Consider the following 24,239-nt stretch of genomic DNA (forward strand, 5'->3'; position numbering starts at 1 on the left):
AATTATTGACCCCTATTTTAAAGTTTAATTTTATTAAAAACAACCAGAACTATGTGCAACACTAGTGTCAACATAATTTACTGGTTGGGTTAGTTTTTAACTAAATTTTAGATCAAGACCAAATTTTTAGTCATAGTTTTCATAATTCAAGAAAATATTTTGTTTGAAGTATAGATATCCATACTTTTGGTTGTGAAATTTTCAAATTATTAAATTATTAAGTCCTAATGCAAGACTTGTAGTAAATCCAAAAATAAAGATACTTAAAATATTTAAAGAAATATACACTACAAGGCCAATTGAACGAACATCCATACCTTTATATGGGAAGGGAATATGTTCATTTCTGATAATTCTATCTGAAAAAACATAACTTATTCAAAGAATATAACCTGTCACAATCAACATGTTTGGTATACTTGATAATAAAATTTCTTTTAAACTGTATAGATAGTTGATTTGAAAAACACATAAGTAAAGCAATAAACCAAGTGGGATGATATAGTGATTTACAGTCATTCTGTACTTTGATATTCCTGATGGAAATGGTGGAGTTATTTTTAAAATAAATCCTGCAGTTGTCACAATCATTGTCACAACTGCAAAAGTACAAACAGATATTTCAATATATTTAAAATATATTGGGGTTTTTCTTGTTATTGTTAAGAACAACTTGACAATAAAATAAATTAAAGCAAAGGTTGTACATCAAACTGATAAAAAAGTGACATCTTCAAAAATTCTAGCTTCGATACTTACCACAACTTTTTCACCCATTATACCCATTGTTGTTGAGATATAAGATAGCATGTAAGCGGTTGCAATAAAAAAAATCATAACTGAACAGAAAGTGATGTCAATTCAAACTTTTCTTTTCATTTTTTTCTCCTGACTATTGAATTGATTATTCCACTTTAAAAAGGTTCAAGCAAAAAACGGTTACGTATTTTGTCAAAACTGTAGAACCAATAATATCTGCTAAGCTCTGAAATTGAATCAATTCTTTCAACAATATATTTATTATATCTTATGTGCACTGCATTTTTAAAAATTTAATAAAATTTACAAAAAAACATTAAATGTTTGTTTAAACCCTCATTTTAGTGTGAAAAAGGTTTATTTAATGACAGTTTTATAATTAACTGTCAATGACAAACTGAAATTATAAAAATTTTTTTAAATTTTAAAAGTTGTTTTAAATTAAAGAATTTAATCACTAACTGCCAAAAAACCTATATACTAATCAATATGGAGGGAAGAATTTATGAAAACAGCAATAATTATTGATTCATCAACTGGGATTAAAGACTTATCAGGTTACCCTAATGTATTTTTAGCACCATTAATGATCATCAATTCTGAAGGTGATGCCTTTAAAGATGATCTACTTTTAACAAGTGATGAATTTTATAGTTTAAATGATAAAGATTTATTAAAAACATCTCAAACAGTTGTTGGTGACATGTATGCACTTTGAGATGATATTTTAAAAGAATATGATAATGTAATTTGTCTTTTACTTTCAAAAGGACTAAGTGGTCAATATGCCACATACAAAATGCTTGCAAATGAAGAGCAATATATGGATAGGGTTTTTGTTGTTGATACTAATGGAGTGGCAGTTGTTGGAAAAAGACAACTTGATTTAGCAATCAAGTTATTAAATGAAGGCAAAACACCTCAAGAAGTTATGCAAACTATTGAAACTTTATATGCAAATAAAGTTGGCTACATTATTCCAAAATCACTTACTCAATTAGTTCGTGGAGGTAGAATCAGTCGTGCTGCTGCTGGGTTAGCAAAAATTTTAAAAATAACACCAGTGTTAAAGTATAATGGAATTATTGACAAAGAAGATAAAACTAGAACCTTTAAAAAGGCCATTAATTTAGCAATTACAAAAATAAAAGAGCAATATACAGGTGATTATGTAATTGATGTGGCTTATTCAAGAAGTCCGCAAGAAGTTTTGGATGAAGTTTTACAACTAGTTAAGGATGCTGGATTTAAAATTGGGTTAATCTATGATATGCCCAATGTTATAGTTTGTCATACTGGAAGAGAAACTTTTGCCCTTATACCTCATTTTGAAAATTAAAAACCTCCACTTGATTTGAGTGGAGGTTTTTAGATTCTTTCATATTCACGCTTTTCACGAATTAAGGTGATAACAATTTCCCCTGGGGTTTTGTTGATTGCTTGAATTTTTTGTTTGATTTCAAAAATAAGTTTCTTCATTTCGTAATCATTAACAACTTCTGGGTCTAAAATTACTCGAATTTGACGGCCTGATTGTAGTGCATAAGCACTCATAACTCCATCAAAACCAAGACAAACTTCTTCAATTTCCTTCATTCTTGATAGGAATTCTTCTGCATTTTGGTTTCTAGCACCTCTTCTTGAAGCGCTAATTGCATCTGCAATCGCTACAATTGCTGCATAGACACTGTTTTTTTGTGTATCACCATGGTGAGCTTCAATTGCATTGACCACAATTGCGTCCAAACCACAAGCCAGAGCAATTTTTTTACCTAAAGTAACATGACTTCCAGAATTTTCAAAGTCTGATGCCTTACCAATGTCATGGAGTAAACCACAAACCAAAGCAGTTTTTTCATCTAACTTTAAAATTTGAGCTATTGATCTTGAAAGTTTGGCAACTTCAATTGAATGTTGTAAAACATTTTGACCATAACTGTGTCTAAATTGCAATTTCCCAAGGTTTGAAATAATTTCATCAGGGAAATCAAAAATTTCAAGTTCACTAACAACATCAGCACCAATTTTGTAGAATCTTTCTTCCATTTTGGTTTGTTCAATCAAAAGTGATTCTTCAATTAGAGCTGGTTGCAATCTTCCAGATTGCAATAAAGAACTTAATGTATTATAAGCAATTTCTCTTCTAATTGGATTAAAAGAAGAAATTAATGCACGGTTAGGTACTTCATCAATGATAATGTCTACTCCACCATACTGTTGAAAGGCTTTTATATTTCTACCTTCCCTTCCAATGATTTTTCCTTTTAAAGAATCATCATCAAATTTAAATATGGTTGTATTTTTATCATTTGCAACCTCAACATGACATCTTTCCATAGCATCAATTAATATTTGCTTTGCTAAATCATCTGATTTTAACCTTAGTTTCTCCTCATGTTCATTTAATTCTTTACTTAATTGATCCATATAGGTGTTTTCTACAAACATAATTAGTTTTTCTTTGGCTTCCTCACTGCTCATTTCTGAGATTTTCTCAAGAACTTCTACAGCTTGGTCAATTTCACGATTTAGTTTATTTTTTAATTTGTTGTTTTCTAATTTTGCATTTAGGTTTTTTTCCTCTTTAATACTTAATTCCTCTAGGTCTATTAAGTATTTTTTTCTTTTATCTTCAAGAACTTTAACTTCTGTTTCCAGTTCTTGTTTCTTCAGTTTTATTTCATTGTCAACAGTACTTTTTAGTACTGCGATTTCAGTTTTAGCATCAGCTGTAGCTTGCATTAGTATTTTTTTAGCATCATTTTTAGCTTTTTTAATTACTAATTTTCTTCTACCACTGAAAAATAGATATAAACTTGTCAACAATAGCATAATTGAAACGACAGTTAATACTGCAATTGCAACTACCAAACTATAATGGCTATTGTTTTCTGAGAATTCTTTCATAAATGTTCCCACTTTCTAAGTGGCTATGGTGTTGCTTACAACATACTTATTATACCACCTTTCTAGAATAAGACACTAGGAAAATGTTAACCATTTTAAAGCAAAAAAATGGAATTTCCTTTTACTAGATTCAAAATACTAAACAAAAAAAATCCTTAAATTATTTAAGGATTTTGTCTTTATTTCATAATTTCAATTAGTTTTGTTTGGATTTCATTGTATTTTTCAGGGTTTGTTAAAAATCACTCTTTAACAGCTTCTTTACCTTGACCAATTTTTTCATCTAAATATGAATATCAGACTCCTGCTTTGGTTAAGATATTATACAGTGATGCTAACTCAATGATTTCTTGTTCTTTATCAATACCTTTATTGTAGGCAATGGTAATTTGACAAGTTTTAAATGGTGGTGATACTTTGTTTTTAACAACCTTAATTTTAATTTTATTAGCACTGGCTTCACCATTACTAGTTATGGTTTCACCTTTTCTAACTTCTAAACGCACTGATGAGTAAAAGCGCAAGGCTCTACCCCCAGGGGTGATTTCTGGGTTTCCAAAAACTACTCCTACTTTTTCACGTAATTGGTTAATAAAAATTACAGTTGTGTTGGTTTTTGAAATTATCCCATTTAATTTTCTTAATGCTTTTGACATTAATCGGGCCTGTAAACCAATATTTTGGTCACCCATTTCACCATCCAATTCAGTTTGTGGTACTAATGCTGCCACTGAATCCACAACAACTAGTGAAATAGTTTTTGATTTAACTAGCATTTCTAAAATATCTAGTGCTTGCTCACCTGAATCAGGTTGGGCCACCACCAAGTTTTCAATATCAACTCCAAGATTTTTTGCATATTTGGGATCTAGTGCATGTTCTGCATCAATAAATGCAGCTCTGCCCCCAAACTTTTGAGTTTCTGCAACTGCATGTAATGATAAAGTAGTTTTACCACTTGATTCAGGTCCAAAAATTTCAATAATTCTACCTTTAGGGTAACCACCAATTCCGATGGCTCTATCAATTAAAAAACTTCCTGATGGGATTGCTTCAATTAAAGCATTGGCTTTATCACCAAGACGCATAATTGAACCTTTACCAAAGGTTTTTTCAATTTCTTTAATGACATTTAAAAACTCTGGGTCTTCATAAATATTTTCTGCCAAATTAATCACCATCCCTGTGTTAGTTTCTGATTTTTTTTCTTTTAACATATTATTTGCCTCCAATTATATAATCGTATGACAAATCCTATTTTCGCACAATATTTTCAAATTTTTTTAAAATAAATTTGAGGGCAAGTTTTTTGTATTTTAGTCTTGCAATATTTTTGGTACAGTAAAACTCATAAATGTATTGCTGTTGACCAATCTTAAACCCTAAATAACTTAACCCACTAGCTTTATTGCTTTTATCAATTGGAGGAGCAAATCCTGTAAAAGCAAAGCAAACATCAGCTTGTAATTTACTTTGAGTCTGTTCTAACATTGCCCCCAGAGCTTCTTTGCTAACCTCACTAAAATTTTTAATTACTTGTTCAGGTACTCCAACTTGCTTGATTTTAAAGGCGTTAGTGTAGCACACAAAGCCACCAACAAAAACACTACTACTTCCTGGAATGTTTGTAAATTCACTGGCAAAAAAACCACCAGTAAATGATTCACAGGTTGCTAAAGTGTAATTGTTTGTTTTTAAAAAATCAAATAACTTTTTCATCTGTCAAGTCCTTAAAAAAAATAGTGAGATAATTTATCATAACCCATGTTCTGTTTACCGAAGCACATCAATCATCTATCTATTGCAAATGCAATCCAAAAAATCAGTTCTTGATTCCTAACTTTCTAGTTCCTCTACCAAAATTTGAGTTTCATACTTGTGGAGTTTACCCGTTCCATTTCACTTTTTCAAGCTAATCGTCCCTGTGGCACTTTATGAGTTTCACCTTATGCAAGCACTTAGGTTACCACTCTGTCGTCACTATTGCTAATGCCTAGAGTTATCTTTTCCTCTAGCACAAACACTACATCCATCACAGGATGTGTATGCATGGAGTTTCCTCTATATCATTTTTCAGATACAGCGATTGATTCAAAATTATCCCATATTTATTGTATACTAATATTTACTTTTTAAATGTCTTTTTTTCTACTTCAGAAAGTCTTTCATGAAGTTTTACATAAGGTCCACTTGATGAAGAAAGTTCCCTAACTTTTTCATCTTTTTCAGTAATTGCACTTTCAACCACTGATAATTTTTCATTTGTGGCTTTTAATTCTGCATTTAAACGTTCATTTTCTTTTTGTAAAACTTTTAACTTATCTTCAAAAAGTTTATAATCTTCTGCAATTCCATCTAAGAAATTGTCAACCTCTTCACATTTATACCCTTTATATTCAATCTCAAAGTCTTCTTCTAAAATATGTTTTGAAGTATATCTAATATATCCAGCCATTTGCCCTACCTCCATGATATTATTTTATAGTTTTTTTAGACAAAAATGTTTAAAAAAACCAAATGATTTTGGTTTTGTTTGTTATATTAAAAGTTTAAAGTAATTGAAGCTGCAATTCTTTTAGAACCCCTATTTTCAAAATTATTAACTTTATACAAATCCATACTTTATTGTTTCTCCATTTCAATTATTTTTTTAACAGTTCTTTGATCTTTATCAATTATCTTACCGATTTCAGAATAATTAAATCCATTATCATATAATTGAATTGCACTTATTTCACTATTAATTTTTTCAAATAAACATTGATATATGTTTTTATTGAAAAAGATATTATTATCAACTAAACTGTCAACTAGTGACAAAGTTAAAAAATTACCTTCAATTTCATCTTTACTTAAATTTGAGCTTTTAAAAATTTTCTCAATTAATTTAACATCAATGTCTATATTATTAAGTTCACATTTTTTTCTAAGAAGATTGATAAAATGCTCAATTTTTACAGTATCAAGTCTTATTGTTAGATTAAATCTTCTTAAAATTGCTGAATCTAACTGATCCACCTTATTTGTAATTGCAAATACTATTGCTCCATTTGGAATATCATCAAGCATCAAGTTAAATGTTCCAATCATTCTTTTGTACTCATCATTGGTACTATTTTCACGATTACCTACAATTGAGTCAAATTCATCAATAATGATTATTGAATGACCATTTGTAGCTTTTATATCTGATAATAAGTAATCAATATTTTTTTGAGTGTCCCCCAAAAAAGATGACACTAAACTAGATGCCATAACACTAAATGTATTTGTCTTAAGTTTTAATGATAAATATTGTACAAATGTTGTTTTTCCAGTTCCAGGTCTACCTTCAACTAGAATTTTTATGGGTCTTAGTCTTTCTCTCATGTTTCTTTTTAAACCAGAAATTAGGTTTTGAACTTCTTTTTCTGTAAATTGATTTTCAAAATTTTTTAATAAGTTTTTATCAATTTCTTTATATTCATTTAAAATTTTTAGGTTAAATGTTTTTTTGGAATTGGAGTATGTAATTTTGTTTTTATTAACACCAATTAAGTTAAAAATATTTGCTGCTTCAAAAGCATCACCACTGTCTGAGAGTTCTCTTGCATACTCTTCTATAAATTTATAAATTTTTTTATCATCCTCTTTGTTAACATATGCTTCAATTATCCTATATACTTTTTGATTGTGCATAATCTATTCTCCTTTTGTAATTCAATCTTACCATAATGTAATTAAAAAGATATAAAATGTCATTGGAAATGTAAAAAATGTAATTAAAAAGATAAAGTGTGTAATTGCAATGTTTAAGAACTCAAATCTTAATCTTTAACTCTAACTTGATAGATTCTGGCAATTACAAGTGTATTTAAAGCAAATAAAGTTAAATAGACACAAACTGCCAAATAATGATTGAAACTATAATTTTCATTAAACTCAAAATCTTTTCAAAGGATCTCAGTATTCTTAGGATTTGTAAATTTGCTTACATCAATATCACCAAGAACCAAATTTTTTGTTGGACCAAAACTAGGGACTGTATTAATTCCTTCGTTAGTAGTTAATTTATTTTGGTTAAGGTTATTTTGATAAAGTAAGGCAAAATGATTTAAAATATTAAATTTATTCATTGTGGCTAATTTTTTTTCATTATTAATATAACTTGTGACTTCATCGGGTTCACCAAGATAAAATTGTCAACGAAACAAGTTAATTAAGATATTATTTACAATTGCAACTCCTGGTGCTTTTATATATAAGGTTTTTAATTTTTCATTAAATTGATCGGCATATTCACTGCCACTTGTATTAAAACGAACGTTTAAAAATGGTTCGAAATCCTGAATTCAATTAATAGTAAAATCTCGATAGAGACCCTGGCTATCATCAACTGTAGCTCTAGCTACTAATAAATATTCATCATAGATTTTTTTTATAGTACTAAAGATATTTTTTTCTTCACCCTCATAAAAACTTGTCACCAAATCAATAAATGCATCAAAATCATATTCTGTAGCAATATTCTTTTCTGATGGTCTTCTGTGGTCAAAATCAAAGTAAGCAACTTTTAAACTTTTTGCATCTTTTGTCAGGTTTTCAATTGCCTCTGCATTGGTTAGGCATTTGTTAATAAAGTTTTCAATAATATCGCCAAGAACTGAACAATGATAAAAGGTTTGTAGATCAGTTGATGATTTGCCAAACTGATAAATTAGTCCCAAAACATTAAATGATCCAACCCCTTTTGAATAAGCAGCCATACTAATGTCTTTATCAAAAAAAATTCACTAGTAAAATCAATTTTTGTTGGTTGCTGATTTGTTTGATTCAAAAAATCATTAAATTTGGCAAAATTTTGATTTAAGCTTGTTAACACATCTGTTTTAGGTGTAAAATCCTTAAAAATTTCAAAACCTGCTTGTGCCAAATGCAATTTGTTATTAAAGCTAGCAACCTGGATGTTTTCAATTAAAATTTGATTTTTATTTTTCCCTAAAATTTGAGTTTTGTTAACTATTGGCCCTAAAATGACTAAGATTCCAATTAAACAAATGCCTAATGTGCCAATTATTTCTTTAAACAAAATTGCCATTAGTGGACAAGTGGTGGCAAAGAAGGTGGCAAAAAAATATAAACTTAGTGTTGGTAAAATTAAATAATTCAAACGAATAATACTTGAAGTAGTTCCAAGTGAAAGCAGGCTAGTAAAAACTAGAACAATTGTTACAAACAAATAACTTACAATTAATAAAATTATTAAACGAAGGTAAAATGTTGTTTGGGAATTAACCCCTTTTCTTTGTTCAATATTATGATAACCAAGTTTTTTTTGGTCATAAAATAAATAGTTAATGACTATAATTTGAAATCCTAATAACCCTATAATTTGACAGATAAAAACAAAAGCTATCATTAAACTTAATATTATCCTACTACCTGGTTGCAAATCATTGATAAAATAAGCAATATTTAATAAACTAATTAAAACTACAAAAGTTAATCCTAAAACGATAACTTTTCAATCCCTAAGTGTAAACTTTAAATTAAGTAAAAGTAAGTTTTTAGCAGTTACTATTTTTTTTGATGTGAACACCATAAATCTTCCTTTCTTTACAATAAATCTTATTGTCTATTTTTTCTTGTAAAAATATATTGACCCAGTAATAAAAAACCAGTTGCGATTATTAGATAAACAGTTATTGCAACATAATGATTATAGTTTTGTGTTATTTTTAGCTTATGTTTGGTTCAATAAACTGTTTGATTTGTAGGAGTTACCAATAAATTAGCATCTGTTGCAGATATTTTGGGTACATCTATCGGTAATATGCTTCCTGCGACAATTTTGTTTCACTTAATTTTTTGATTATTATTTAAATTATTTATGTAAATCTCTAATCCGTGATTTAGTAGATTAATTTTGTTTAAAATGTTACTAGTTTTGGCATCTTTCAAAAAGCCGCTTAAATTTGCATTTTCACCTGTATAAACATTATCAATGTAATATACACTTCTCATTCCACTCATTAACATACTGTTGACCATTACAACTCCAGGAACTTTTAAATAAAGATCATAAACTGCTTTATTTTTTTGATCTACTTTTAAGTTTAATCCTTCTTCTCAAATGGGGTTCTCAATTGCTTCTTGTCAGCTTGAACCACTCAATTTTCCTCGAAAAATTACATCCTCAGTTTCTATGCCATTAGTTTCTAAATCAAGCACATATTTTTGATAAGTATTTTTTAAATAATCAAACAATTCAGGTTGTTGATTTTTAAATAATGGTTTAATTGCTTTTAAAAACCCTTGAAAGTCATACTCAATAGTACTGCCTGATAAAAATGTACTTCTATCATAATACTGAATATTAATTGATGTTTCAGGACTTACTTTAGGTAAATCAGCTTGATTTTTCAAACACTGTTCAATAAATCAATCAAGTTTAGTTCCAAGTTCTGTATTTGCAAAAATGTTTTGCAATTCACCTTGTTCATTTTCAAAGTAAGAGATTATTCCTATATCAAGATTATTAACATAAGCTTTTGAATGATTATTTTGTTGATTTTTCAAGGGATTATAAAAGCTTAGGTCTTCAAAATTAACTTCAGGAACTGTTTCACTAACATTTAAGAATTTATTTAAAGTATTTAAGTTTTGATTTAGTTTTGTCAGAAGATTATCATCTTCTTGAATGCCTCCAAAAGCTTGGTAACTTTGTCCTGAATAAATTAATTTTTCACTTGTCTTGTAAAATTCACCAACTCTATCTTGATTGTAAATTGACTTTTTATTAATCTCTCCTGAAAGTGGAGAAATTATTGGACTAACTACTGTGGTTAAAGTTATCAATAACAAAATAAGAATTGCTGGAGCACCTTTAAAGAGCACAACCACAAATGTTGTTGTGACACAAATCACAAAACCAAAAAAGTACAGTGACAGCACTGGAAAGTAAATTAAATTTACAGTGTATTTGCCAAGGTTTGGAGTTAATCAATAAAAGCTTGCAAAAATTAATACTACTGTTATGCAAATATAATTGATTGTTAGTGATACTAAAAATCTTAGATAATATGATGTAGCTAAAGGAATTCCTTTTCTTTGTTCGGTTTTAATGAAACCACTTTTTTTATGATTTTGAAAAATTGCATTAAACAATATTATATTAAAAACTGACAATGCTGAAATTGAAAGGCAAAATGTTGTTACCATTCCTTTTGAAAACTGTAATAAGTTTTCAGCACCTGAGTTAAGATAAAGTTTTTGAATTAATAACATAAAAAGACAAAATACTAAGGCAGAGATTCAAACACTTTTGTTAAAAATGCTTGCAATTAAATTAATTCTAAATAGGTATCACCCTTGTTGTCATCTAGATTTCATATTATCTAGGTCTTAAAACATCTTCTAATTTGATGTTTCCTTCTTTTTTGGTGTGATGTTTTAAGTAAATTTGTAAAATATCATCTTTACTTTTATCAATTTCTTGACTAAAAACTATTTTACCTTGATCTATTAAAACTAATTTGTTTGCAACTTGTTGAAGCTCTTCAAGTACATGACTTGCAATTAGTATTCCAATTCCTGCTTGGTGAATCTCTTCAATTGTTTTCATAAACTCAATTTTACTTTCTACATCTAGATTTGCTGTTGGTTCATCAAAAAAGATGTATTGTGGTTTTTGAATCAAAACACTTGCTAAAATTATCTGCTTTTTTTGCCCAGCTGAAAGATTTATTATTTTATTATTTAAAAGATTTTCGATATTTAAAGATTTTGCAATCTGATTTAATCTTTCTTGGATATCATTTTTTTTCATGCACATAACATAACCATGATAAAAAATATAATCTTTAGCCTTAACACTTAAACCTATGTTATTGCTATCTGGAAAGAAAGCAACTTTTTTTAAATTTTCATTTTCAAAGATGCTTTCTCCATCAAATAAAACTTCACCTTCAGATATCTTTAATTCATTAAAGATAGCTTTAATTGTTGTGGTTTTCCCAGCTCCATTGTTTCCAACAAAAGCAACCACATCACTAGGTTTAATGGTAAAATTAATTTTTGTGATGCCAAATGTGCTATTTTTGTATGTTTTTGAGAGATTTATTACTTCAATCATAATTTATTATCCTTTCCTTTTGGTTAATGAACCTTGTTCACTTTTCTGTTTTTGCATAATAACAAAAAATAGCAACTAAAGAACTTGACTCTTTAGTGCTATTTAATTTAAAATTTTTGTAATTCTGCAAAGAACTTGTTTTTACATATCAAAAGCAATTTTTGCTGAATTAAACATTAACCTATTTGTACCTTTACCTGCAGTGTTTATAGCTCCATTCCCACCATTAACAGCATATGAGTCCATAACAATATGGAAATTTAGCTGTTTGTTGTATGCAGTATACATATACTTGACACTATATGTTGCTTCAACAAAGTCTCCATCAACCTGAGATCTTGCATATCCTATAGTTTTTGCAACTTCCTTACCTTCATCACGATAACCAAATTCACTATAGCTTATAGATACAATCGATCCACTTGGTATTAATTTTTTGTAATATATATCCACCATTGAGCCTGAAATGTCAAATTCTACAACCATATTTTGAAAGATACTTGGATATTCTTCTTGTTCTTTTTGAAAATCAATTGTATAATTATTAGTAAATATTGTATGTGCCTGAGATGTTTTATTTCAAGCCCAGTCACCAGTACCTGCATCTACTCTATCGGTTTCATCATAATTATAATTCTTGGTAAGGACTATTCTAACATAGTCTTTCTCTTTTCAGCTTTCAGTTGAAAGTTGAGTGATTGGTGTGATTCCAAATGCAGTTATTGCAATCGGTAACAATAATTTTTTCATTTTTCTTCCCCCTTTTAAACTAAATTTGTGAAATAGGTTGAAAAAGCATGCTTTATAAAACTATATCTTATTCAACTCCACTCGCAAATATTCTAACGCTATTTTTACGTAGTTATTGTAAATAAAACAATTTTTATAATTTAAAAGTTTTTTTATTGCTCTTACTTTAAGTTTGCAAACTCAAAGTAACTAAAAAATACTTACATGTAGACTTATTTGTTTATAATTTTAAAAGTTAGCAAAAAGTTTGAGTAAATATTTTTAATTGCAAACTAAATTTTACTTATAAGAGCCACAATAAATATTTACACACTTTAACACTAAACGATTTGTACCTTTACCTGCAGTTACTAAATTTTTATTACCATTATTAAATGCTTTGGACTCTAACATCACATTAAAAACTAATCTTTGGTTATAAGCAAAATATTTATATCTTAAACTATATTTACCTTCAATAAAATCTTCATTTACTTGTGAACGAACTGTACCAATAGTTATTGTAGATCATTCCCCTGGATCTTGATGTTCAAAATCGCTATAAGTCACCAGAACAACTGGTTGATCCAAATCTAATTTATTGTGATAAATATCTACTAGTGAACCTGTTAAATCAAAGGCCACTGTCATTCTTTCAAAAACATAAGGATATTTAACTGCTATTTTTTTAAAATCAATTATTAATTCAGGAGTCATGTAAATTCGGTGGTTTGAATAATCAATTTCTTCAAAACCAACCCTTGACTCTACTCTCATTTCTTTTACTAAATTAAATTTTTTTGTAATCACAAATTGGTCACTAAAATTGCTAGGTGTTGAGTTTTTTAACGTAGTAGTTTGGTCTACAAACTCAAGTGTGTCTTCAGCATCTTGAATAACTGCTTTTTTCATATTTTAGCCTTCTCTCTTTGATTTAATTTTAGCACTATTTCAACCTTGCTTTCAAAAAATGGTTATTTTTTGAATTGAATAAACTAGAAAAAGACTAAAATTGTTCACTAAATTAAAGCAAAAATAACATATTTGATAAATTTAATTAGTTAAATGATTAATTTTAAGAAATTTAAATTTATCTTTCCCCTACCCCTATTTGCTTTAAAATAGGGTGTTTTACTAATCATTTAGTTTACTTTAAACAACCGAAAAGTTTGCATAATACGAAACGGTTTTATATAATTAATTAGTAAGGGAAATTGATAATATGAAGAAAATACTAACTATGTTATCAGTGCTAACAGTTGCAGCTCCTTTAGCTGCAACTGTTCAAGCATGTGACCTTGGTCGCTTTGGTGGAATGAAAGTTCCCAAACCAAATTATGACAAGGATGGAGCTGACAATGTTGAAGCAGAAACAGATCAGTTCTCAATGAAACAAAATCAACAAAAAAACAGATTAGTAATTGATCAGGCATTAACTACTGATTATTCAAAACCATCAACAAGAAATTTTGGATTAAATATTGAATCAAAAATCCAAATTACTGGACCAAGTAATCCAAAATCAACTCTTGCTGGTAAAGATATATTTAGTCAAAATGTAAGTGAAGAAACTAAATTCACTCCATATGCAGATGCAGGAATTGTTGAAGATACTGCTGAATACATGATGAAACAAAAAGGTGTTGGAGGTTCACACAGAGGTGAAGCAGAAGCACAATTAGGAGAAAAAAACATTGATTACAGCATCAAAGGATATGCAAAACATGCAGGTAATGACTACAAAGGTGTAAAACTTGGATTTATGCAAAATGCTTCAGATACTGGTGAATTGATGCCGATGTGAAATGCGACTCCTGCTCAAGTTGGAACTACCATTGATTCTAATGGTATCTTAGCAGAAACTGGAAAAGGTGCTGAATATGCTGACTGATTCAATGAAAGAATTGATGGTTGACTAAATGAAGAAAATGCAAAAGAAAAAGATGTAACTATTTCATTTGGACCATTTGCAAATTCATTTTGACATGTAGCATGACAAAATAACCGTACTCCTGAGCAATTAGCTGAATCAATTCAAAAAATTGGTGAAAGATACAAGACTCAAAAATTTGAATTCTACTTTGCAGCACCTTATTTAAGTGCAAGAGATGGAGATTACTTTGATTCTCAAATCTTATTAGCAAGTGCTTTAAAAATCTTAATGGAGAGAGATAAACATTTTGATTTCACTCTAGCATTAGTGGTATCCACAAAAGATGGAGTTGCAGCAGTTGGAGATGCCAATGCAATGAATATTGGTGATGAAGCAAGTGCATTGTATTCATTTACAAAATATCTAGGAATGAACTTTAGATTAAACTTAGTTCCCTACTTAACAATATCTGATTACAATATTGCAAAACCTGAAACAGATTGAGAACTACCAGCAATCACAAAAGCAATTGAAACTACAAATGCAACTTGAAGATCAATCCAAACCAGACTTAATGGTAGTGAAACTGTAAATGAACAAAACACTTATAAAAGAATGGGTGTTACACCTTGAATTGGAAGAAGAGCAGAAGCAGCAACATATAGTTTTACTCCACAAGATGCATTAAAATTAAGACAATTTGCAAAAGATAAAAAACTGGGAAACATTTCAATGTTTTATATTTCAAGAGATGTCCCAAGTTTATTTGAATCAAATGGTGGAACAGTTGATAGTCTAGCAGATCAAAATGCACTAGACCAAAACATCAGAAGTGGTGCAGGATATAAACAGTACACATATGCAGATGTTTTAAGTGGAAAAACAACTAATGTTGATGACATTAGTGAGAAAACAACATTAACAGACATTAAAGCTATTGGTGGAATTGACTACCATGAAACTTTAAACTCAATTAACTTTACACCTGATGAAGGTGATTGAGATTGAACTATTCCAGGTGAATCAACACCTAACCCAGGTGGTGGAGCTGGAAATAACGGAGATGGTGCTATTACAAACCCATCACTTCCAGATAAAATCCCTACAGGATTTGGAAAAAGTTTATTTACTTCATGAGCTGATGCAAACCCAAACAGAACAAACAAAATTTCAAAACAAGCAAATGCAAACAGCAATGTTTACTTCTCTCCATATTTGGATGCAGGACTATACAGTGGAAATGATATAAAATCAATTAATGATAAATCAGGATTAGACCATTTAACATTAGCCTTTGTTCAACAAGCAAATGCAAACAATGATACAATGGAACTATCAATTGCTGGAACAAGTAGAGGTGGAGAAGCTTATACTTGATGAGAAGACAGTCAATTATGAGGACAAATGTTAAAACCTCTTGCTGAATCTGGAAACTTCAAAAATATTAAAACTGCATATGGAGGAGCAATTACAGGTGGTTTTGTTGATAAAAACCCATGAGACTTTGCTCAAACAAGAACTAACAATGATGCAGAAGCTGTGGCAATGCTTGAAAAAGGTCTTGTTGACTTCCAACAAGACTTAGTCAACCTTGCAAAAAGAAAAGGTGCTACCAATGTCACAATGCCAAAAGCAATTGACTTTGATATTGAAGGACATGCCCAAGATAGAGATGATGCTAACCGAGTTTTAGCAAAAACTCTTGCAAAAATGAAAAAAGCAGATTCAAGTTGAGACTTCTCAGTAACATTACCTGTTTTACCTACTGGTTTAACAAGTACAGGTTACAAAGTTATGGATATTTTTGTCAAAGAATACCAAGCAGCTGGTTTAAGTATCAATGACTTACCAGTAGTTAACTTAATGTTAATGGACTATGGAGACCCAATTTACCAAACTGCTATGGCTAATGGTAAAACAAACTTTGATCTTGCTTATGATGCCATTGTTAATACCAGAGACAACTTAGCAACTTCAATTTTCAACAACTATGGTCAAAAAGTTACTGGTGATAATGCCCTATTAAACAAAATTGGAGCAACTCCAATGATTGGGGTTAATGATACAGTTTATGGAGTCTTTACATTAGAAGATGCTAAAGAATTATATAACTTTGGTCATGAAGTTGGTTTAGCCTACTTATCAATGTGATCAATGAATGATGACCGTGGAAATGACTTCTACACAGGTAAACCTGGAAACAAATCATTATTATCACATGGACTAGCTTACTTAAATGAATATGACTTTGCCAAAGCATTATATGGTAAATGAGATGCTGGAGTTACAAATCCAAAAGACAGTGTTAGTCAATAAATTATTTTAAATACAAGTAAAATTACTTGTATTTTTTTATCAAAAATTTTAAAATTAGTGGCGAACTTAGCTTTTAAATTACGATTATATCTTTGAAAGGAAGTCTTAAACAATGATTTTAAAAAACAAAGGCATGTATTTAGAGACAATTATTAATAATAGTATCTCTGTAAATGCCAGTAAACATCTCTTGATTCAAAAAATGCCACTCAGTGGATCAATTTTTGAGGTTAATAACAGTGTTATTAAGGCAAGATTAACCAAACACACATTTTGTGATTATGTAGGTCTTTTCCATGGTCATTACTTAGAATTTGATGCTAAGGAAACTGAACTTAACTATTTTTCACTAAGTAATATCAAAACAAAGCAATTAGAAAAACTAAAGACTGTTGCTGAACTATCTGGTTTAGCTTTTATAGTAGTTTATTTTCATAAAATTGATAAGTACTTTGGATTGACTTACAAAGAAATTACCCAATTTCAAACAAAAAAAATACCACTTGAATGGTTTGTTCAATATGGTACTGAAATTCACTTTGCAAACTTAACCTTGCAATTATGTGATTACCTTAATCATTTAATCAATTATACTTTGTAATTTTTAATGGCTTATTAGTTTTTAATAATAAATTAAGTTCTTTAATTAAATCTGGATAGTTTTTAATTTGTTTTTCAATAATTAAAGCTTTAACTTTTTGTTGAGAAATCCCCTTATCAAGAAACTCATTTAACTCATCAACTTGAGCTGTAGTCAATTTTTGAGCTACAATTTTGCTAATGTAATCAAAATTGTCCTGAGTTGAGTTCTTGCTAAGTTCTTCTTCTAAAGCAATTAAAATTCTTGTAAAAAGTGGGGTAAAATTCAGAACACTGCGTCGGTTTTTTTGTTCAATACTTACCAAATTTTTATTAACTAAATATGACATTTCTTTTTCAATGGCATCTCGATCCATTGTCATATACTCAGATAATTGTGATGGGGTGAAACTTTTAGCTTCATCATTAGACAGTTCTAAAATTAGCAAGATTATGGCAAGCTGCTTTTCAGTAATGTTTAGTTTTGCATAATTTAAGATTAAAAGTGATTTTTTATTAATCAATCCTTTATTAAAAAGTTCAAACATTTTTTTACTCCTCGAAAAAAATAAAAGTTGCTAGGGCAACTTTTATTTCAAATAGAACTATTTAGCAACAGCTTCTTTTAATTGTTTAGCTGGTTTGAATTTTGCAACAGTAGTTGCTGCTATTTGAATTTTTTCTTTTGTTTTAGGATTAATTCCTTCACGTGCTGCTCTTGGTGCTGCCACAAATTTACCAAATCCTGCAATTGAAACTTCTTCGTTTGCAACTAAACATCCTGTGATTTCATCAAAAAGGAAGTTTACGTATGATTCAGCATCTGTTTTTGAAAAATCACCTTTAATAGCTAATTTATCTGCTAGATCTTTTTTTGTCATGGTTAATTACCCCTCGTCTATACCACCTCAGCGTTTTTAAATAAATCATTTATTAATGCGCTAGGTCTACCCTTATTGTATAATATTTTGTGCATTATTTCAAAAAAAGGTGAAGAAATTTCAAGTTTTTTACATATTTTGTATGCTAATTTGCAAGCATAAACCCCTTCAACAGTATTTTTATGAGATTTTAGCACTATTTTTGCATCATCTCGCTCAGCAATTTGCAATCCAAGACCATAATTTCTCGATTTATTGCTTGATGCAGTCAAGATTAAATCACCTAATGCTGCAAAATTCATAAAAGTTTCAATTTTTGCCCCAAATCTCTGAGCAATTTTATAAATTTCAGAGTTTCCAATGGTTATTAATGAAGCTTTAGCATTATCAGCTCCACCAAATCCTGCTAGAATCCCACTAGCAATAGCTACTGTGTTTTTTAGTGAGGCTGCAATTTCACAACCCACTAAATCAGTAGTTGGTTTAACAATAAAATACTCATTTGTAAAAATTTGAGCAATTTCTTGGGCAATTTGCAGGTTTTCATTACAACTCATAACACAAGTTGGCTTTCTCATTACAACTTCAATAGCTACTGAGGGACCATAAATTGCTCCAAATGACTTCATTACTTGATGATTTGCTAGTTTTTTAATGATTTTTTTACTTAACACGTCGAGGTTTTCCTCATCTAAACCTTTTGCTGTGTTAATAATGTGCATTTCTCGCTTACCATATTTTAAAATACCATCTAAAACATTGTCAACTGCAAAAGTTGGCACTGATAAAATTACTATTTCTGCTTTTTCTAAAGCCACTGCTAACTCAGTTGTGGCTTGAATATTTTCATTTAATAATAAATCTTGAAAAAAGGCTTGGTTTAAATGATTTTCATTAATGTCATTAACCTGTTTTTCTTCAATACCATACATCAACACTTTATGTCCATTATCTGTCAAAACATTTGCCAGGGCTGTTCCATAAGCACCTGTTCCAATAATTGCTATTCTTCTTGTATTCATACTTTTTTTACTTCCTTTCTCTGAAAATAATTGTAATTGGTACTCCACTAAAATCAAAATGTGAACGAATTTGATTTTCTAAGAACCTCTTATATGAAAAATGGACATAGTTTGGATTATTAACAAACAACACAAAAGTTGGTAAGTAAGCCTCTACTTGTGAACCATAATATATTTTTAATCTACCCCCATTATGATTTGGAGCTGGATTGATTAATTGTGCTTTGTTAAAAATTTCATTTAAAAGACTTGTTCTAATTCTTTTTTTAATGTTTGTTTTCACAAGTTCCACTGCTTCAAAGATTTTTTGAACCCTTTGGTTTTCTTTGGCAGAAATAAACAAAACACTTGCATAATTTAGATACTTAAAATAAGTGCGAATTTCTTCAGTTTTTTTAACCATTGTATTTGTTTCTTTATTGGCAATCAAATCCCATTTATTAGCAATGATAATAATGGGTTTATTTTCCTCAAAAGCAAAACCACCAATATTTGTATCTTGATCACTAACTGTTTGAGAAACATCAATCATTAGCAGTACAATATCTGCTTTATTGATACTAGTCATTGACCGTAAGTAACTGTATCTTTCTAAATTTTCATAAATTCTTCCTCTTTTTCTCATTCCTGCTGTATCAATAATGATGTACTCATTACCATCAACTTTTAACTTTGAGTCCACACTATCAACTGTGGTGCCTGCAATTTCTGAAACTATCATGCGCTCTTCCCCAACCAGTGCATTAACTAGACTTGATTTTCCCACATTTGGTTTTCCAATAATTGCTAACTTGGTTGTGTTATCTTCTTCATCTTTATTAAAACTTGGTAATTTAGCAACCATTTGGTCAAGTAAATCACCAACTCCAATCCCGTGAGTTGAAGAGACTAAACAGTAATCTCCAAAGCCAATACTCATATACTCATAAGCATCATCATACAACTCTTTTTTGTCATATTTATTAACTGCTAATATGACTGGTTTTTTAGTTTTGTATAAAATTCGAGCAATACTTTCATCTTCAGGAGTAAGCCCATCTTTAAAACTAACTACAAATACGACAACATCAGCCTCTTGAATAGCAATTTCTGCTTGCATTTTAATTTCTTTGGCAAAAGTTTCTTCTTTCAGAGTAATTCCCCCAGTATCAACCACAATGAATTTTCTTGTTAATCATTCAGTATTACCATACATTCGGTCACGAGTAACCCCGGGTTTGTCTTCAACAATTGCTTTTTTTTCACCAATAATTCGATTAAATAATGTAGATTTACCAACATTGGGTCGCCCCACAATTGCTACAATACCTTTTCTTGCCATAAACCTACACCCCTTACTAATTGATTATACAACAGCTTTTAACTTTTCCCTGACCTTATCAATAACTTCCTCAAGCGTTAACATGCTTGTATCCAAATACCAAGCATCAGCAGCTCTTTTTAGTGCCCCCACACTGCGATTTTGATCTCATTGGTCCCTTTGTTGGATTTGACGTAAAATGTCTTGATATTGATTGGGATTAACTCCCTGTTGTTCATTTTGAATAAAACGACGCATTGCTCTGGCTTCTGGAGAAGAGTCAAAATAAATTTTTAACTCTGCTTCGGGTAAAACAACTGTTGTAATATCTCTTCCAACCATGATTTTGCCCTTATTTGCTGCAAACTCTTGTTGTAGTTCAACCATTTTTGCTCGCACCTGAGGATTTGCAGCCACATACTTAATGTTTTCAGCCACATTATAATCTATTAAAAACGGTGTGTAATCAGTTGTTCCAATGTAGATGGCCCCATTTTGATCATAACTACAATTAAAATCAGGAACTAAGCTTGCTACTGCTTGTGGGTCTGTAAAATCTAAGTTTTTTTCTAAGCACAATTTTGTATAAGCTCGATACATTAAACCTGTATCAATAAAATCAAAGCCAAATTCTTGGGCAATTTGACTCATAACTGAGCTCTTACCACTTCCAGCAGTGCCATCAACTGCCACATTTATTTGTTTATTCACAATATTTTCCCCCTTTATGCAAAATTAAAAACTATTAACAACACTAAACAAATTAAAGCAGTTAACAATAAGAAACAAGTTGTTACCATAAAACCTTTGGTTTTAATGTGTAATTTTGATCCTTTCCAACTTTTTTTCAATTTATCTTTGTAATTCACTAAATTTTTGTCAAATTCTATGTTAAAAACAATAAAGCTGTCTTTATCACTTGCTAAGTACTCTTTTGTTTCCTCATTAGTTCAAAAAGAGTTCTCTTTAGCTTTTATTGAGGTTAAATCTTGCAGTTGTTTATTAAAACTATTAGTAGCTTCAGTGCAATTTTTTGCAATTGTCTCATACCTTGGTGTTTCAAATCTCAGATTGTTAGTATCTTCTGTTTTAGTTTTGGTAATAATTTGAACATTTTCTTCTATTTTTAAGATTTCTGTTTCTGCCTCTTTTAAATTTGGAACAAAACGGTCTGGGATCAATCTTTTTTCACGATCTTTATCAAAATATGGCTTTTCAGTTTCATGCAAACGATCAAAAGCTTTAATTTTGCTTCTAAAGTAATCATTTTTATCAAAAATTTTAATACGTTCAAAGACTGCACTAATTAATGACTTTTGATCAAAAACTTGTCGTTTGATTGCATTCTCCCGATTAATTTCTTGGTGTAAACTTTGTAACCTTTGCATTCTTTTAATTGCCATATCTAAAAACACTCCTAAACTCTTATATTATAAATTAAAACTTAATAAATTAAAAATTTTGTTATGATTATATTAATAGAGGTGATTTTATGAAAAAAACTTGAATCGACAAACCAATGTGTATTGGATGTATGGCATGTGTGGAAATTGATGAAACCGACACTCTTTTTGAAGATAGTGATGGTTTAGCAGAAGCCAAAGAAAATGATTTAGAACTAAGTGAATGCCAAATGGTTTGCCCCACAGGTGCAGTCAAGATTGGTGAAGAATAGTTCTCACTTAAAAACAGCACTATTAGATAGTGCTTTTTTATAATTTTAAGGTTTCATCATTTTTTAAGGCTTTTAATTCCTTTTCTCTTTTCATTAAATCTAACAAGTAACTTTGATATTTTTTTGTTCCATTAATTACTGCTAAAAGTGGTTGTTGAGCTATTCGAACTGGTAGCCCTAAACTTTCAGAAAAGTATTTATCCATTCCTTTTAGTAAAGCAGTTCCTCCACAAAGCAAAATTCCACTTGTATAAATATCACCAGCTAATTCTGGAGGTGTTTTTTCTAAAACTGTTACAACTAAATCAATAATTTTAACAACAACAGCTCTGAGGGTGTCACGAATTTCATCTGGATAAACTATAATTTCTCTTGGTAAGCCAGAAACCAAGTCTCGACCATGAACTTTTAAAGAATTTTCATCATTATATCTACCAATTGAACCAATTTTGATTTTAATAGCTTCTGCTGTTTTAATTCCAATTTCTAAACCATGTTCAGATCTAATTAATTTTAAAACTTCTTCATTTAAAACATTTCCAGCAACTTGAATGGAATCACTTAAAACAATGTCTCCAGAGGCAATGACTGCCACATCACTAGTACCTCCACCCATATCAACAATTAAAGAACCCTTGGGAGCATCAATATTAATTCCACCACCCAATGCTGCCATTTTGGCTTCTTCTTCAATAAAGACTCTTGAAGCACCAAAACTTAAACCTATTTTTTCTAAAGCTCTTTTTTCTAGGGCTGTAATTTTTGAAGGACAGGCCAGCAGCATAACACAACCTTGCAGTTGTTTGTCAATTCTTAGTTTATTAAAAATATGTCTTAATTGACCAAGTGTTGCTTTAATATCTGTAATTACACCATTCATCATTGGTCTAATTACTTTTAAGGTTCTATTACCTTTACCAATCATGTTATATGCATCTGTACCAACAGCAACAATTCTTTGTTCTCTTGTATTGTAAGCAACAATTGCTGGTTCATTATAAACTACACCTTGACCTTCGATATAAACTAGTGTATATGAAGTTCCTAAGTCCATTGAAACAAATTGTGGTTTTTTCATGGTCATAATTCCTTTCAAAACATATTCTAATTTTACCAAAAAAGTGTGTCATTTTTTTAGTAATTTTCTTAATTTACTTAAAAACACAGCATCAAAGTTGCTGTGTTTAAAGTCATTTATCTATATCTGTGGTTTAACTTTTTAACTTGAGGTTCAACAACTGCAAAGGCTGCATAACAAGCTGAAAATCTTAAAAGTTCAAATCCAAATAGACCAAATATTAAGACTGCTCATTTACCTTCAAATTCTGAGTGTTCATGATGTTCTTCTAAAGCATTAATCATTTTAAAAATTTCATGAACATGTTCTTCATGTTCGTGCTCATGTTCGTGTGCCACAAAGATTGTATCAACTGAAAATCTAATTAATAATGTAATTAAAGTTGTGTAAAATAATGTCAAAATAATTACATAAAATGGCATTGGTAACCATCTTTTAAACAAATCTTTTTTTCGATTTGGATCCTTGTGAATGTATGAGTTTCTAAAAATTACATAGTAAAAAAGTCATAATACTCAAACTGCTAATAAGTAACCTCCAAAATCCATCATTGCATCAATTCAAGTGTGAGCATGAGCACTATCAATTACCAAGTGCATTCAAGGTACTACTGCTGCAATTAGTGAGGCAAAAATTGGTCCAATACTTCCAATTGAAAGTAGGATAAAAAGTATATCAAAAAATCTAAAACTTATATTTATCCCTGCAATTGGAATGTGAATGAATTCTAAGAATATGTCAAAAGCAGTTCCTCCAATTGCTAATGCCAGAAATACTCCAGTTAAAGTAATACGATAAATTAAGTTTTTTTGACTAGTATAAATGCTGTTCTTGAAATGAAAGTCATTAAGAATCACATCATCATGATTTCCACTTGCATCAAAGTGGTGAATATCATGATAGTGATCTTTTTTAGCTTTACTACCCTGTTCGCTATGCTCAGCAACTTCATGGTCAGCATGTTCGACATCATTAATGTCTTTGTCTTTGTTATTTTCCATAGTTTC

Annotated in this window: 24 protein-coding genes and 1 other RNA gene; 4 read left to right on the forward strand and 21 right to left on the reverse strand. The window is 29.8% G+C overall.

The window, feature by feature from the left end; translation table 4 throughout:
- Nucleotides 1–126: 126 nt before the first annotated feature.
- Entirely contained in the window at nucleotides 127–879 is a 753-nt protein-coding gene (locus SCLAR_RS05230) for a hypothetical protein (protein ID WP_100254882.1), read from the reverse strand.
- Between the two features lie 385 nt (nucleotides 880–1,264).
- On the opposite strand from SCLAR_RS05230, the gene SCLAR_RS05235 reads away from it, so the two are divergent.
- Entirely contained in the window at nucleotides 1,265–2,098 is an 834-nt protein-coding gene (locus SCLAR_RS05235) for a DegV family protein (protein ID WP_100254883.1), read from the forward strand.
- A 29-nt stretch (nucleotides 2,099–2,127) separates the two neighbouring features.
- Here SCLAR_RS05235 and SCLAR_RS05240 read toward each other — a convergent pair whose 3' ends face one another.
- From SCLAR_RS05240 to SCLAR_RS05295, 12 genes are all read right to left on the reverse strand, one after another.
- Nucleotides 2,128–3,666: an Rnase Y domain-containing protein gene (locus SCLAR_RS05240; RefSeq protein ID WP_100254884.1), complete on the reverse strand. Its 1,539-nt coding sequence runs from the start codon at nucleotides 3,664–3,666 to the stop codon at nucleotides 2,128–2,130.
- A gap of 179 nt (nucleotides 3,667–3,845) precedes the next feature.
- On the reverse strand, nucleotides 3,846–4,883 hold the full coding sequence (gene recA, locus SCLAR_RS05245; protein WP_100254885.1) for a recombinase RecA: 1,038 nt from the start codon (nucleotides 4,881–4,883) through the stop codon (nucleotides 3,846–3,848).
- A 37-nt stretch (nucleotides 4,884–4,920) separates the two neighbouring features.
- Nucleotides 4,921–5,385 (reverse strand): CinA family protein, encoded by a 465-nt coding sequence (locus tag SCLAR_RS05250; protein WP_100254886.1) that lies wholly within the window; start codon nucleotides 5,383–5,385, stop codon nucleotides 4,921–4,923.
- A gap of 34 nt (nucleotides 5,386–5,419) precedes the next feature.
- Nucleotides 5,420–5,764, reverse strand: an RNA gene (gene rnpB, locus SCLAR_RS05255) — RNase P RNA component class B.
- A 27-nt stretch (nucleotides 5,765–5,791) separates the two neighbouring features.
- Nucleotides 5,792–6,121, reverse strand: coding sequence for a DivIVA domain-containing protein (locus SCLAR_RS05260; RefSeq protein WP_157795161.1), 330 nt, complete (start codon nucleotides 6,119–6,121; stop codon nucleotides 5,792–5,794).
- Nucleotides 6,122–6,288: 167 nt separating this feature from the next.
- Nucleotides 6,289–7,344, reverse strand: coding sequence for an AAA family ATPase (locus SCLAR_RS05265; RefSeq protein WP_100254888.1), 1,056 nt, complete (start codon nucleotides 7,342–7,344; stop codon nucleotides 6,289–6,291).
- Nucleotides 7,345–7,472: 128 nt separating this feature from the next.
- Nucleotides 7,473–8,411 (reverse strand): hypothetical protein, encoded by a 939-nt coding sequence (locus SCLAR_RS05270; protein ID WP_100254889.1) that lies wholly within the window; start codon nucleotides 8,409–8,411, stop codon nucleotides 7,473–7,475.
- Complete coding sequence (locus tag SCLAR_RS05275) at nucleotides 8,363–9,247, reverse strand: hypothetical protein (protein ID WP_100254890.1); 885 nt, start codon at nucleotides 9,245–9,247, stop codon at nucleotides 8,363–8,365. Before SCLAR_RS05275 ends, SCLAR_RS05270 begins: the two co-directional genes overlap by 49 nt.
- 26 nt (nucleotides 9,248–9,273) lie before the next feature.
- Nucleotides 9,274–10,932 (reverse strand): hypothetical protein, encoded by a 1,659-nt coding sequence (locus SCLAR_RS05280; RefSeq protein ID WP_169921857.1) that lies wholly within the window; start codon nucleotides 10,930–10,932, stop codon nucleotides 9,274–9,276.
- Between the two features lie 106 nt (nucleotides 10,933–11,038).
- A complete protein-coding gene (locus SCLAR_RS05285) occupies nucleotides 11,039–11,779 on the reverse strand; it encodes an ABC transporter ATP-binding protein (RefSeq protein ID WP_100254892.1) in 741 nt (246 codons plus the stop codon).
- A 141-nt stretch (nucleotides 11,780–11,920) separates the two neighbouring features.
- Entirely contained in the window at nucleotides 11,921–12,529 is a 609-nt protein-coding gene (locus tag SCLAR_RS05290) for a hypothetical protein (RefSeq protein ID WP_100254893.1), read from the reverse strand.
- 279 nt (nucleotides 12,530–12,808) lie between these two features.
- Nucleotides 12,809–13,420 (reverse strand): hypothetical protein, encoded by a 612-nt coding sequence (locus SCLAR_RS05295; RefSeq protein ID WP_100254894.1) that lies wholly within the window; start codon nucleotides 13,418–13,420, stop codon nucleotides 12,809–12,811.
- A gap of 310 nt (nucleotides 13,421–13,730) precedes the next feature.
- Here SCLAR_RS05295 and SCLAR_RS05300 point away from each other — a divergent pair, with 310 nt between their 5' ends.
- Nucleotides 13,731–16,697 carry a glycoside hydrolase family 18 protein gene (locus SCLAR_RS05300; protein ID WP_100254895.1) on the forward strand — a complete coding sequence of 989 codons (2,967 nt, stop codon included), beginning with the start codon at nucleotides 13,731–13,733 and terminating at the stop codon, nucleotides 16,695–16,697.
- Nucleotides 16,698–16,809: 112 nt separating this feature from the next.
- On the forward strand, nucleotides 16,810–17,298 hold the full coding sequence (locus SCLAR_RS05305) for a Holliday junction resolvase RecU (RefSeq protein ID WP_100254896.1): 489 nt from the start codon (nucleotides 16,810–16,812) through the stop codon (nucleotides 17,296–17,298).
- On the opposite strand, the gene SCLAR_RS05310 is transcribed toward SCLAR_RS05305, so the two are convergent.
- The 6 genes from SCLAR_RS05310 to SCLAR_RS05335 are packed head-to-tail and all read right to left on the reverse strand — an operon-like array spanning nucleotide 17,270 to nucleotide 21,882.
- Nucleotides 17,270–17,824, reverse strand: a complete 555-nt coding sequence (locus SCLAR_RS05310; protein WP_100254897.1) for a DnaD family protein — start codon at nucleotides 17,822–17,824, stop codon at nucleotides 17,270–17,272. The genes SCLAR_RS05305 and SCLAR_RS05310 overlap by 29 nt on opposite strands.
- Nucleotides 17,825–17,881: 57 nt before the next feature.
- Nucleotides 17,882–18,157 carry an HU family DNA-binding protein gene (locus SCLAR_RS05315; RefSeq protein WP_100254898.1) on the reverse strand — a complete coding sequence of 92 codons (276 nt, stop codon included), beginning with the start codon at nucleotides 18,155–18,157 and terminating at the stop codon, nucleotides 17,882–17,884.
- A 17-nt stretch (nucleotides 18,158–18,174) separates the two neighbouring features.
- Entirely contained in the window at nucleotides 18,175–19,179 is a 1,005-nt protein-coding gene (locus SCLAR_RS05320) for an NAD(P)H-dependent glycerol-3-phosphate dehydrogenase (RefSeq protein ID WP_100254899.1), read from the reverse strand.
- A 7-nt stretch (nucleotides 19,180–19,186) separates the two neighbouring features.
- Nucleotides 19,187–20,500 carry a ribosome biogenesis GTPase Der gene (gene der, locus SCLAR_RS05325; protein WP_100254900.1) on the reverse strand — a complete coding sequence of 438 codons (1,314 nt, stop codon included), beginning with the start codon at nucleotides 20,498–20,500 and terminating at the stop codon, nucleotides 19,187–19,189.
- Nucleotides 20,501–20,524: 24 nt separating this feature from the next.
- Nucleotides 20,525–21,190 carry a (d)CMP kinase gene (gene cmk, locus SCLAR_RS05330; protein WP_100254901.1) on the reverse strand — a complete coding sequence of 222 codons (666 nt, stop codon included), beginning with the start codon at nucleotides 21,188–21,190 and terminating at the stop codon, nucleotides 20,525–20,527.
- A 14-nt stretch (nucleotides 21,191–21,204) separates the two neighbouring features.
- Nucleotides 21,205–21,882: a hypothetical protein gene (locus tag SCLAR_RS05335; protein WP_100254902.1), complete on the reverse strand. Its 678-nt coding sequence runs from the start codon at nucleotides 21,880–21,882 to the stop codon at nucleotides 21,205–21,207.
- Nucleotides 21,883–21,971: 89 nt separating this feature from the next.
- Here SCLAR_RS05335 and SCLAR_RS05340 point away from each other — a divergent pair, with 89 nt between their 5' ends.
- Nucleotides 21,972–22,154 (forward strand): ferredoxin, encoded by a 183-nt coding sequence (locus SCLAR_RS05340; protein ID WP_100254903.1) that lies wholly within the window; start codon nucleotides 21,972–21,974, stop codon nucleotides 22,152–22,154.
- Between the two features lie 37 nt (nucleotides 22,155–22,191).
- Here SCLAR_RS05340 and mreB read toward each other — a convergent pair whose 3' ends face one another.
- Together mreB and SCLAR_RS05350 are read right to left on the reverse strand one after the other, a co-directional pair.
- Entirely contained in the window at nucleotides 22,192–23,232 is a 1,041-nt protein-coding gene (gene mreB, locus SCLAR_RS05345; protein ID WP_237243785.1) for a rod shape-determining protein, read from the reverse strand.
- Nucleotides 23,233–23,348: 116 nt separating this feature from the next.
- Nucleotides 23,349–24,233, reverse strand: a complete 885-nt coding sequence (locus SCLAR_RS05350; protein WP_100254904.1) for a hypothetical protein — start codon at nucleotides 24,231–24,233, stop codon at nucleotides 23,349–23,351.
- Nucleotides 24,234–24,239: the final 6 nt, after the last annotated feature.

The sequence above is a fragment of the Spiroplasma clarkii genome, assembly GCF_002795265.1.
Taxonomy (GTDB): Bacteria; Bacillota_I; Bacilli_A; order Mycoplasmatales; family Mycoplasmataceae; genus Spiroplasma_A; species Spiroplasma_A clarkii.